Annotated in this window: 8 protein-coding genes; 4 read left to right on the top strand and 4 right to left on the bottom strand. The window is 58.8% G+C overall.

All coding sequences use genetic code 11. From position 1 onward, the window contains the following. The first annotated feature begins 143 nt into the window (after nucleotides 1-143). Nucleotides 144-2,036: a penicillin-binding protein 2 gene (mrdA, locus tag KVG87_RS19565; protein WP_024013654.1), complete on the top strand. Its 1,893-nt coding sequence runs from the start codon at nucleotides 144-146 to the stop codon at nucleotides 2,034-2,036. A gap of 44 nt (nucleotides 2,037-2,080) precedes the next feature. On the opposite strand, the gene KVG87_RS19560 is transcribed toward mrdA, so the two are convergent. Together KVG87_RS19560 and KVG87_RS19555 are read right to left on the bottom strand one after the other, a co-directional pair. Further along, complete coding sequence (locus KVG87_RS19560; RefSeq protein ID WP_217852166.1) at nucleotides 2,081-2,485, bottom strand: lysozyme inhibitor LprI family protein; 405 nt, start codon at nucleotides 2,483-2,485, stop codon at nucleotides 2,081-2,083. Between the two features lie 40 nt (nucleotides 2,486-2,525). Further along, on the bottom strand, nucleotides 2,526-3,440 hold the full coding sequence (locus tag KVG87_RS19555; RefSeq protein ID WP_217852164.1) for an ADP-ribosylglycohydrolase family protein: 915 nt from the start codon (nucleotides 3,438-3,440) through the stop codon (nucleotides 2,526-2,528). A gap of 176 nt (nucleotides 3,441-3,616) precedes the next feature. Between KVG87_RS19555 and KVG87_RS19550 the strand changes: the two genes are divergently transcribed. After that, on the top strand, nucleotides 3,617-4,105 hold the full coding sequence (locus KVG87_RS19550) for an SRPBCC family protein (RefSeq protein WP_016775506.1): 489 nt from the start codon (nucleotides 3,617-3,619) through the stop codon (nucleotides 4,103-4,105). A gap of 314 nt (nucleotides 4,106-4,419) precedes the next feature. Here KVG87_RS19550 and acnA read toward each other — a convergent pair whose 3' ends face one another. After that, the gene (acnA, locus tag KVG87_RS19545; RefSeq protein ID WP_217852162.1) at nucleotides 4,420-7,161 is read right to left on the bottom strand and encodes an aconitate hydratase AcnA; all 2,742 of its coding nucleotides are present in this window, start codon (nucleotides 7,159-7,161) and stop codon (nucleotides 4,420-4,422) included. Between the two features lie 222 nt (nucleotides 7,162-7,383). Between acnA and rlmM the strand changes: the two genes are divergently transcribed. Next, entirely contained in the window at nucleotides 7,384-8,457 is a 1,074-nt protein-coding gene (gene rlmM, locus KVG87_RS19540; RefSeq protein ID WP_217852159.1) for a 23S rRNA (cytidine(2498)-2'-O)-methyltransferase RlmM, read from the top strand. Nucleotides 8,458-8,619: 162 nt separating this feature from the next. Next, nucleotides 8,620-8,868, top strand: coding sequence for a sulfurtransferase TusA (gene tusA, locus KVG87_RS19535; RefSeq protein WP_016775503.1), 249 nt, complete (start codon nucleotides 8,620-8,622; stop codon nucleotides 8,866-8,868). Nucleotides 8,869-8,916: 48 nt separating this feature from the next. Here the strand turns inward: tusA and KVG87_RS19530 are convergent, their stop codons facing one another. Then, nucleotides 8,917-10,326, bottom strand: coding sequence for an MATE family efflux transporter (locus KVG87_RS19530; protein WP_367616689.1), 1,410 nt, complete (start codon nucleotides 10,324-10,326; stop codon nucleotides 8,917-8,919). Between the last annotated feature and the right edge of the window lie 154 nt (nucleotides 10,327-10,480).

Here is a 10,480-nt window from a genome sequence, read left to right as displayed (position 1 = left end):
GGCGAGAAAGTTTTCAGAGTGCCATCGGGGAAATTCATTCTGAAGTGGACGGCCAGTTTTGATATGGTGCAGCTCGTTTTTTTAACGGACTGATGCCCTGCCCATGGATCGGCACTCATTCACGTCAAAGAGTTGCTGTAGAAATGCCTGAACCAATCCCGATCAAGGACCATGAAAAAGAGACGAGGCTGGTCAACAAACGATTGATCGCCTGCGCTCTGTTCGTGTTCGCCATCAGCTGCGCTCTGGTGGTGCGCCTGTACATCCTCCAGGTCGTGGAGTTCGACTACCACTCGACCATCTCCGAAAACAACCGTGTCCATGTCCTGCCGATACCGCCGACGCGTGGATTGATCTACGACCGCAACGGCGTATTGCTCGCCGACAACCGTCCCAGCTACAACCTGACCATCACCCGTGAGCGTGCAACCGACGTCAATCAAGAATTGGACGAAGTCATCAACTTGCTGCACTTACCTGCTGAAGACCGCACGGTATTCGACAAGGCGATGAAGCAATCCCGGCATCCATTCACACCGGTCACACTGTTTTATGAGCTGACGGAAGAGCAGATTGCCGTCCTGGCGGTTAACGAGTTTCGCTTGCCGGGCATTGATGTCGAGCCGCAGTTTGTCCGGCACTATCCCCTCGGCGCCCATTTCGCCCATTCGATCGGTTATGTCGGTCGGATCAATGAAAAAGAATCGAAAACCCTCGACTCCGTGGAATACCGAGGTACGCAGTCCATTGGTAAAACCGGTATCGAGCGTTTCTATGAGGCGCAATTACACGGCCATGTCGGTTACGAAGAAGTCGAGACCAATGCTCAAGGCCGTGTGCTACGGGTACTCAAGCACACCGATCCGGTGCCAGGCAAAAACATCGTCCTGAGCCTCGATGTAAAGCTGCAGGAAGCAGCCGAAGCTGCTTTGGGCGACCGTCGTGGTTCAGTGGTAGCTCTCGACCCGTCCACCGGAGAAGTGCTGGCGATGGTCAGCAATCCGAGCTTCGATCCGAATCTGTTCGTGACTGGCATCAGCTCAAAGGAATATTCAGCGCTGCGCGATTCCATCGACCGTCCGCTGTTTAACCGCGTATTGCGCGGCCTGTACGCCCCAGGCTCGACGATCAAGCCGGAAGTCGCCATCGCTGGTCTGGACGCCGGCGTCGTGACCCCGCAGACCCGCGTATACGATCCCGGCTATTACCAATTACCGGACTTTGATCACAAGTATCGCAACTGGAACCACAGCGGTGACGGCTGGGTGGACATGGACGCGGCGATCATGCGTTCCAACGACACCTACTTCTACGATCTGGCGCACAAGCTTGGCATCGATCGTCTGCACGACTACATGGCGATGTTCGGCCTTGGTGAAAAAGTCTCGCTGGACATGTTTGAAGAGTCCCCCGGTCTGATGCCGTCGCAAGCGTGGAAACGCGCTACACGGCGACAGGCCTGGTATCCCGGTGAGACGGTTATTCTCGGCATCGGCCAGGGATACATGCAGGTCACACCGCTGCAATTGGCCCAGGCCACTGCCCTGATCGCCAATAAGGGGATATGGAATCGGCCTCACTTGGCAAAGTCGGTCGACGGTGTAGCGCCGGTCGACGAACATCCAATGCCCAATATCCTGCTCAAGGACCCGCGCGATTGGGAGCAGGTCAACCACGGTATGCAGATGGTCATGCACGATGCTCGAGGTATTGCCCGAGCGGCCGCTGCGGGGGCGCAATATCGCATCGCCGGCAAGAGTGGTACGGCGCAGGTGGTGGCGATCAAGCAGGGTGAGCGTTACAACCGCGAGAAAACCCTCGAGCGCCACCGTGACAACGCCCTGTTTGTAGGATTCGCACCGGCCGAGCATCCAAAGATCGCCATCTCGGTAATGATCGAGAACGGCGAGGCGGGTGGTCGTGTTGCCGGTCCAGTAGTGCGGCAGATCATGGACGCCTGGTTACTCGATCAGGATGGTCACCTTAAACCTCAATATGCGGCGCCGAGCAAAGCGCCGGGCGATCCTCACGTCTGAGGCGTAACGGTTCACAGCACAGGCTCCGTAAGGGGAGCCTGTGATTACGCACCGGGTATCGGGCAGCTCATATCACCTTCCTCACATTGCAAATACTGCTTGAGGGCTTCTACTCTGGCCTTGGTTACGGCTGTGAGACAACTACTGTAAACCAATGGATAAACACTCCCGCCCGCCACCCCGGATGCCGAAAACTTGCACTCGGCATCCCGGAAGCTGACCCACGCCCGCTGCGAGTTGACCAGCAGCTTCTTTGCGTCCGGGTTGTCCTTCAGGCGTCCGGTGATCTGCTGATAGAGCGTATTCAACTCCTTGTCTGCCGCTTTGAAGGCTTGCCCCGCGCACTGATTCATCGTCGCCTGATCGTTGGCGTTGGCGCAATCAACCGTGGCATGGGCGTAAGGGAAAAACAAAAACGGCGCAAAGGCCAGAAGCAGGCGCACTGACATAAGATTCTCGTAGTATCCAGTGGAAAGAGTGTATCGATTGTTATGTACGTAGCCGGGAGGCCTCAAGCAAGCGATCCGCAGTGGCGGTGATTTCCTCGCCTTCATGCAACTGCTCCAGCCAGTGCTCGGGAATTGCCCGAGCGCCGTAGTAAGTACCGGCCAACTGACCCACGATAGCAGCTGTGGTATCCGCATCATCACCGAGATTGGCTGCTTTCAGTATCGCGTCCGCGTACGTTTGCGTGTGATGGAAGCACCACAAAGCGGCTTCCAATGATTGCACGCTATAGCCGCTGCCCTTGATTTCGTTTTCTTTTTTGCCGAGATACTCACCCCGCGCGATCGCAACCACCTTGGGTTGGGAATACTCTGCAAGTAGCGATTGGCGCAGTTGCGTTTTGTCGGCTCCCTCAAGCGCTCGTGCAATCAGATCAGCCAGCAATTGGCAGCACTCGATTGCCTCCGGCGCCGCATGGGTTGTGCGCGAACTGTCGGCAGCGTGGATCTGGATCTGTCCAGCGTCGGGAAAATAAAACAGCACGACTGGTGCCAACCGCATCAGCGACCCGTTACCAGCTGTCAACGGATCAGTCGACCCTGCGAAAGGCTCGCCGGTTCGCTGATACTGTTCCAGCGCCTGGCTGACGGTCATGCCGATGTCGAAACATTCACCGGTGGAGCTCAGGTATCCCCATTTCCACCAATTGAGATAGCGGCCCATCTGATCAGCCGCGTCGAAACCGTTTTTGCGCAGCAGGCTCTCGGCCAGGCAGAGTGCCATTGAGGTGTCATCGGTCCATTGCCCGGGCTTGAGCTGGAACGGCCCGCCGCCGACCATATCTCTCAGCGGCTGGAATGATCCTCGCGGCTGGAACTCAACTGTTGTGCCGACCGCATCGCCGCAAGCCAGGCCGAGGAGGGCGCCGCGATACCGATCGGCAAGAGAGGGCTGCATGATTCGTCCTTGTTTCTGCGGATTCGTTGGAAAGATAACAGGTCAAGCGGCGCCGATCACAGAGCGGAAACTACCGCAGGATGTGTCCGCTCGAACCGATGCCAGCAGCGCCTGGATACAACTTCGCATTGGACATGTGGTCATACAAGCCTAGTGTTCAGAACAGGAGGTGACGTATGAAACCAGTACCTAACAGTTTCGAACGCAAGATCACGCTCAAGGCGTCGCGTTCCCATGTCTGGCGCGCATTGGTCGATGCCGAAGCGTTTGGCCAGTGGTTTGGCGTGGCACTTGAGGGCCGGCGCTTCATTGCCGGTGAGTGGACGCAGGGCCAGGTCACGTACCCCGGTTATGAACACGTATTGTGGAATGTGCTGATCGAGCGGGTCGAGCCGCAGCAGTTGTTTTCTTTCCGCTGGCACCCGTATGCGGTCAACCCGAAGATCGACTACTCACAAGAGCCGACCACGCTGGTCAAATTCGAATTGCAGGACTTCGAGGACGGCACTCTACTCAAGGTCTCGGAGTCCGGCTTCGCGCACATCCCTGATATCCGTCAGAAAGAGGCGTATTACATGGACAGTCGCGGCTGGGAGGAGCAGTTGAGCAGGCTTGAACAGTTTCTCGCCGAAAGCGCCAGAGCTCGTGAAAGCGGCGGTGCCTGACAGGTCTAAGGGTTTTCGGAAGTGTTTGTATGGCGAATGTCTTACACGCGTTGGTAGCTTTTACGACTATTGCTGATTGGATCCACTGGGTAATCTACACACATCAACTGAGACACAGGGAGTGTTTCAGGATCATGGACGATCGACCATCGCAAGGATCGCTGCCGACAGGGAGTCGATAATGGTCTTGGGAAAAACCCGCTTCGGCGGGTTTTTTTTCGCCTGAATGCAGGAGCCGCCGAAGGCTGCGATTTCTTGATCCTGCTTTTAGAAGCCAAGTCAAAAAGATCACAGCCTGGGCGAATGTCACCCCGTCACGAAGCAATCAACTGCCGCAACACATAATGCAAAATCCCCCCGGATTTGAAGTACTCGACCTCATTCAGCGTATCAATCCGGCACAAGACTTCGATTCTTTCCTGACGCCCATCCTCGCGAGTGATAACCAGCGGCAGGTTCATCCGCGGCCTTAGCTCGACGCCGGTCAATCCCAGAATCTCGAACGTCTCTTTGCCGGTCAGATTGAGACTCTTGCGGTTCTGATCAAGCTTGAACTGCAACGGCAGCACACCCATGCCGACCAGATTCGAGCGGTGAATGCGTTCGAAGCTCTCCGCAATCACCGCTTTGACGCCCAGCAGATTGGTGCCTTTCGCCGCCCAGTCACGGCTCGACCCGGTGCCGTACTCCTGACCGGCAATCACCACCAACGGCGTCCCCGAAGCCTGATATTTCATCGCTGCGTCATAGATCGCCATTTTTTCCCCGGTGGGAATGTAAATGGTGTTCCCGCCTTCCTCGCCACCCAGCATCTCGTTGCGAATGCGGATGTTGGCAAACGTGCCGCGCATCATCACTTCATGATTGCCGCGACGGGAACCGTAGGAGTTGAAGTCGCGCGGTTCGACGCCTTTTTCCTGCAGATAACGCCCGGCCGGGCTGTCGATCTTGATGTTGCCGGCGGGGGAGATGTGGTCGGTGGTCACTGAGTCGCCGAGCAAAGCCAAGACTCGCGCACCTTTGACGTCTTTGACTTCCGGCAGAGGGCCGGAAATGTCGTCGAAGAAAGGTGGATGCTGAATGTAGGTCGAATCGTCCTGCCACACGTAAGTCGCCGCTTGCGGCACCTCGATGGCCTGCCATTGCTCATCACCGGCAAACACTTCGGCGTATTCCTTGTGGAACATCGCCGTGTTGACCTGATTCACCGCCTCGGCGATTTCCCGGCTGCTCGGCCAGATATCGCGCAGATACACCGGATTGCCCTGCTGATCCTCGCCCAGCGGTTCGCTGCTGATATCGGTGCGCACACTGCCGGCCAATGCGTAGGCGACAACCAGTGGTGGAGAAGCCAGCCAGTTGGTTTTCACCAGCGGGTGTACGCGACCTTCGAAGTTGCGGTTGCCGGACAGGACTGATGCGACGGTCAGATCGGCTTTCTGAATGGCTTTCTCGATCGGCTCCGGCAGTGGCCCGGAGTTGCCGATGCAGGTGGTGCAACCGTAGCCGACCAACGAAAACCCGAGCTGGTCGAGGTACTGTGTCAGTCCGGCAGCCTTGTAATAATCGGTGACGACTTTCGAACCCGGCGCCAATGAACTCTTCACCCAAGGTTTGCGCGTCAGGCCTTTCTCTACAGCTTTCTTCGCCAGCAACCCGGCCGCCATCATCACGCTCGGGTTGGAAGTGTTGGTGCAGGAAGTGATCGCGGCGATGACCACGGCACCGTTTTTCAGGCGATAGGTCTTGCCCTCGTATTCGTAGTCCGCTTCGCCGACCAGATCGGCGTTGCCCACCGCCACGCCGCCACCGCCCTCGCTTTCCAGGCGTCCTTCTTCCTTGCTGGTCGGTTTGAATTGCAGGTCGATGAAATCACTGAAGGCCTGTGCGACGTTCGGCAGCGAGACGCGATCCTGCGGCCGTTTCGGCCCGGCCAGACTGGCTTCGACGCTGCCCATGTCCAGCGCCAGGCTGTCGGTGAACACCGGCTCCTGACCAGGCAGACGCCACAGGCCTTGAGCCTTGGTGTAGGCCTCGACCAGCTTCACCACTTCCGGCGGCCGGCCGGACAAGCGCAGGTATTCCAGCGTGACATCGTCGACCGGGAAGAAGCCGCATGTCGCACCGTATTCCGGGGCCATATTGGCGATGGTCGCGCGGTCGGCCAGTGGCAGGTCGGCGAGACCGTCGCCATAGAATTCGACGAATTTGCCGACCACGCCTTTCTTGCGCAGCATCTGCGTCACGGTCAGCACCAGATCGGTCGCGGTGATGCCTTCCTTGAGCTTGCCGGTGAGTTTGAAGCCGATCACTTCCGGGATCAGCATTGACACCGGTTGCCCGAGCATCGCCGCTTCCGCTTCGATCCCGCCAACGCCCCAGCCGAGTACGCCGAGGCCGTTGATCATGGTGGTGTGGGAGTCGGTGCCGACCAGCGTATCGGGGAACGCGTAGGTGCGGCCATTCTCGTCTTTGGTCCAGACGGTGCGGCCGAGGTACTCAAGGTTGACCTGGTGGCAGATGCCGGTACCCGGCGGGACCACGCTGAAGTTATCGAACGCACTCTGGCCCCAGCGCAGGAAGGCATAGCGCTCGCCGTTGCGTTGCATTTCGATGTCGACGTTCTGTTCAAACGCACTGGCGCTGCCAAACTTGTCGACCATCACCGAGTGGTCGATCACCAGATCCACCGGCGACAACGGATTGATCCGCTGCGGATCACCGCCGGCCTTGGCCATCGCCGCACGCATGGCGGCGAGGTCGACCACGGCGGGCACACCGGTAAAATCCTGCATCAATACCCGGGCGGGACGGTATTGGATTTCCCGATCAGAGCGGCGCTCCTTGAGCCAGGCGGCGATGGCCTTGAGGTCAGCGCCGGTGACGGTTTTTTCGTCTTCCCAGCGCAGCAGATTTTCCAGCAGGACCTTCAACGACATCGGCAGCTTGTCGAGGTCGCCCAGGCTTTTGGCGGCTTCCGGCAGGCTGAAATAGTGGTAGGTCGTGGCGTCGATTTGTAGGGTTTTCAGTGACTTCAGACTATCGAGGGACGGCATTACGATCACTCCTTTGAGTCCGCACGGCTACGGACTGAGGGGACGGGCAGAGCATTAAACCTAGCCCTGTTTTGAGTAGCTGGCTAATAACTGGACTCTATCGGCGCAACCATGGTTCCGACTTCAGCTATCATGCGCCGGTTTTCGTGACAGGCATTGCGGCAACGCAAGGCTTGAGCATCGCGCAACGGTCGAATGATCGACCGTTGCCCAGGAGTAAGAATGAACACCCTATTCATGCATTGCCGGCCCGGCTTCGAAGGCGAAGTCTGTTCGGAGATTTCCGATCTCGCCGCTTGTCTCAATGTCGCCGGTTACGCCAAAGCCAAAACCGCCACGGCCTGCGCCGAGTTTGTCTGCACTGAAGCCGACGGCGCCGAACGCCTGATGCGCGGTCAGCGTTTCGCCGAATTGATCTTCCCGCGGCAGTGGGCGCGGGGCTTTTTCATTGATCTGCCGGAAAACGACCGGATCAGTGTGATTCTCGCGCACATGGCCGATTTTCCGGTGTTTGGCAGTCTGTGGCTGGAAGTGGTCGATACCAATGACGGCAAGGAACTGTCGAATTTCTGCAAAAAATTCGAAGGCCCGCTGCGCAAGGCGCTGACCGCCGCTGGCAAACTGGTGGAAGACGCCAGCAAGCCGCGTTTGTTGCTGACTTTCAAAAGTGGTCGCGAAGTGTTTCTCGGCATGGCCGATGCCGGCAATTCGGCGATGTGGCCGATGGGTATTCCGCGCCTGAAGTTTCCTCGCGAGGCGCCGAGCCGTTCGACCTTGAAGCTGGAGGAGGCGTGGCACCACTTCATTCCGCGCGACCAGTGGGAAGATCGCCTGCACAGCGACATGACCGGCGTTGACCTCGGCGCCGCGCCGGGCGGCTGGACCTGGCAACTGGTCAACCGTGGCATGCTGGTCACCGCCATCGACAACGGCCCGATGGCTGAAAGCCTGATGGAAACCGGGCTGGTCCAGCATCTGATGGCGGACGGTTTTACCTTCAAGCCGAAGCAGCCGGTGGACTGGATGGTTTGCGACATTGTCGAGAAACCGGCGCGTAACGCGGCGATGCTGGAAGAGTGGATCGGCGAAGGACATTGCCGCGAAGCAGTGGTCAACCTGAAGCTGCCGATGAAGCAGCGTTATGCCGAAGTGAAACGTCTGCTCGAGCGCATTGCCGACGGTTTCAAGGCACGTGGGATCAAGGTTGATATCGGCTGCAAGCAGTTGTATCACGACCGCGAGGAAGTGACTTGCCATCTGCGCCGGCACGACACCAGAAAACCCAAATCGCGCTGACACAACACTGAACCTGTGGGAGCGAGCCTGCTCGCGAAAGCGGTGGGGCAGCCAGCGATGTGTTGACTGACGGATTGCCTTCGCGAGCAGGCTCGCTCCCACATGGGTTGGACGATATCCCAAGCAGTGCGCGACAATGCCGGCCAGTTTCTGGAGTGAACCATGAGTGAAATGATCGATACCCCGGTCGACGGCACCCTCGACGCCACCGGCCTCAATTGCCCGGAGCCGGTGATGATGTTGCACCAGCACATTCGCGATCTGGTACCCGGCGGCCTGCTCAAGGTGATCGCCACCGATCCCTCGACCAAGCGCGATATCCCCAAGTTCTGCGTGTTTCTTGACCATGAACTGGTCAGCCAGCATGAAGAGGCCGGCACCTATCTGTACTGGATTCGCAAGAAGTCCTGACTCAGGGCAAAAAAAGACCTGCAAATGCAGGTCTTTTTTTATGGGTGATCAACCCATCGAACGACTGATTCGAATCCGCTTGCGCGCACTGCGTGTCAGACGAATCGACAGCATCAACGCTGCGCAGCTCAAGCCTACGATCAAACCCTGCCACAAACCGCTCGGACCGCGTGGCTCGCCGAGCCAATCGGTCAGGCCCAGCGCATAACCGACCGGCAGACCGATGCCCCAGTAGGCGAAGAGAGTCAGGATCATCGTCACCCGAGTGTCCTGATAGCCACGCAGTGCACCGGCCGCAGTCACCTGGATTGCATCTGAAAACTGGAACAGCGCCGAATAGACAATCAGCATCGCCGCAATATGAATCACCGTTGGATCAGCGGTATAGATCGCCGCAATCGGCTCGCGCAGCGCCAGCATCAGGCTCGCCGACAGGCAGGCGTAGGCCAGCGCCGTGCCCATGCCGACTCCGGCGGCAAAGCGCGCTTCACGCGGTTCTTCGCGCCCAAGCGCCTGACCGACACGCACGGTGACCGCCATGCCCAGCGAATAGGGAATCATGAATACCAGCGAGCTGACGTTCAGCGCGATCTGATGCCCGGCCACCACCGTTGCGCCGAGGCTGCCGATCAGCAGGGCGATCACGGCAAAAATGCTCGACTCGGCAAACACCGCGATGCCGATCGGTAAACCAATCGACAGCAGACGTTTGATCACCGCCCACTGCGGCCAGTCGAAGCGGCTGAACAGTTCGCTTGAGCGATAGGCCGGTGCCCAGCGTTCGTAGCCGGCCAGGCCCAGCGCCATCACCCACATCACGATCGCCGTGGCCCAGCCGCAGCCGACGCCGCCCATGGCCGGCACGCCGAAGTGGCCATAAATGAAGATGTAGTTCAGCGGGATGTTCAGCGCCAGACCACAGAGGCCCAGCACCATGGCCGGGCGGGTGCGGCCGATGCCATCGCTGGTGCAGCGCAGCACGTGATAGAAGGCCACCGCCGGCAAGCCGCTGGCGATGCCGTGCAGATATTGCATGCACGGGCCGATCAACTCGGGATCGACTTTCATCAGATGCAGCACCGGCTCGGCGGCGATCAGCATCGAGGTGGCGATCAATCCGACTACCAATGCCAGCCATAACGCCTGACGCACGATCGGGCCAATTTCGCTGTGCTTGCCGGCGCCGAAACGCTGCGCGACCTTTGGCGTGGTGGCCAGCAGGGTGCCGGTCATCAACAGAAATACCGGAACCCAGATCGAGTTGCCCAGCGCCACCGCCGCCAGATCCTTGGGCCCGACGCGCCCGGCCATCACCGCATCGACGAAGCCCATGGCCGTGGTCGCCAGTTGCGCGATGATGATCGGCAGGGCGAGGGCGAGCAGGTTTTTCAACTCCAGGCGAATCCGCGCAGGGCGGCTCAGCGAGACGGCGACAGGTTGGTCAGTTACAGGGTTCACAGGCAAAGCGTCCAGAAAGTATTGATGCGCAGAGCGGCGCATTCTACGCCGCTGACGCCTCGGTCAGGAAAAATCCTCTGTTGCGCATTTGTAAGCGCAAACCCTGCTGGCTGATCGACGCGTCAGCACCTAAACTGCCGATCCGCCCAAGGAG

The sequence above is a fragment of the Pseudomonas siliginis genome, assembly GCF_019145195.1.
In the GTDB taxonomy this organism is placed as follows: Bacteria; Pseudomonadota; Gammaproteobacteria; order Pseudomonadales; family Pseudomonadaceae; genus Aquipseudomonas; species Aquipseudomonas siliginis.
The sequence above is the reverse complement of the archived record's forward strand: the minus strand, read 5'-3'. Positions and strand labels throughout refer to the sequence as shown.

What these genes read in the sequence shown, in the direction of transcription:
- KVG87_RS19550 (WP_016775506.1), top strand. Translation starts at nt 3,617, where the DNA reads ATGAAACCAGTACCTAACAGTTTCGAACGCAAGATCACGCTCAAGGCG.
- mrdA (WP_024013654.1), top strand. Translation starts at nt 144, where the DNA reads ATGCCTGAACCAATCCCGATCAAGGACCATGAAAAAGAGACGAGGCTG.
- tusA (WP_016775503.1), top strand. Translation starts at nt 8,620, where the DNA reads ATGAGTGAAATGATCGATACCCCGGTCGACGGCACCCTCGACGCCACC.
- rlmM (WP_217852159.1), top strand. Translation starts at nt 7,384, where the DNA reads ATGAACACCCTATTCATGCATTGCCGGCCCGGCTTCGAAGGCGAAGTC.
- acnA (WP_217852162.1), bottom strand. Translation starts at nt 7,161, where the DNA reads ATGCCGTCCCTCGATAGTCTGAAGTCACTGAAAACCCTACAAATCGAC.
- KVG87_RS19555 (WP_217852164.1), bottom strand. Translation starts at nt 3,440, where the DNA reads ATGCAGCCCTCTCTTGCCGATCGGTATCGCGGCGCCCTCCTCGGCCTG.
- KVG87_RS19560 (WP_217852166.1), bottom strand. Translation starts at nt 2,485, where the DNA reads ATGTCAGTGCGCCTGCTTCTGGCCTTTGCGCCGTTTTTGTTTTTCCCT.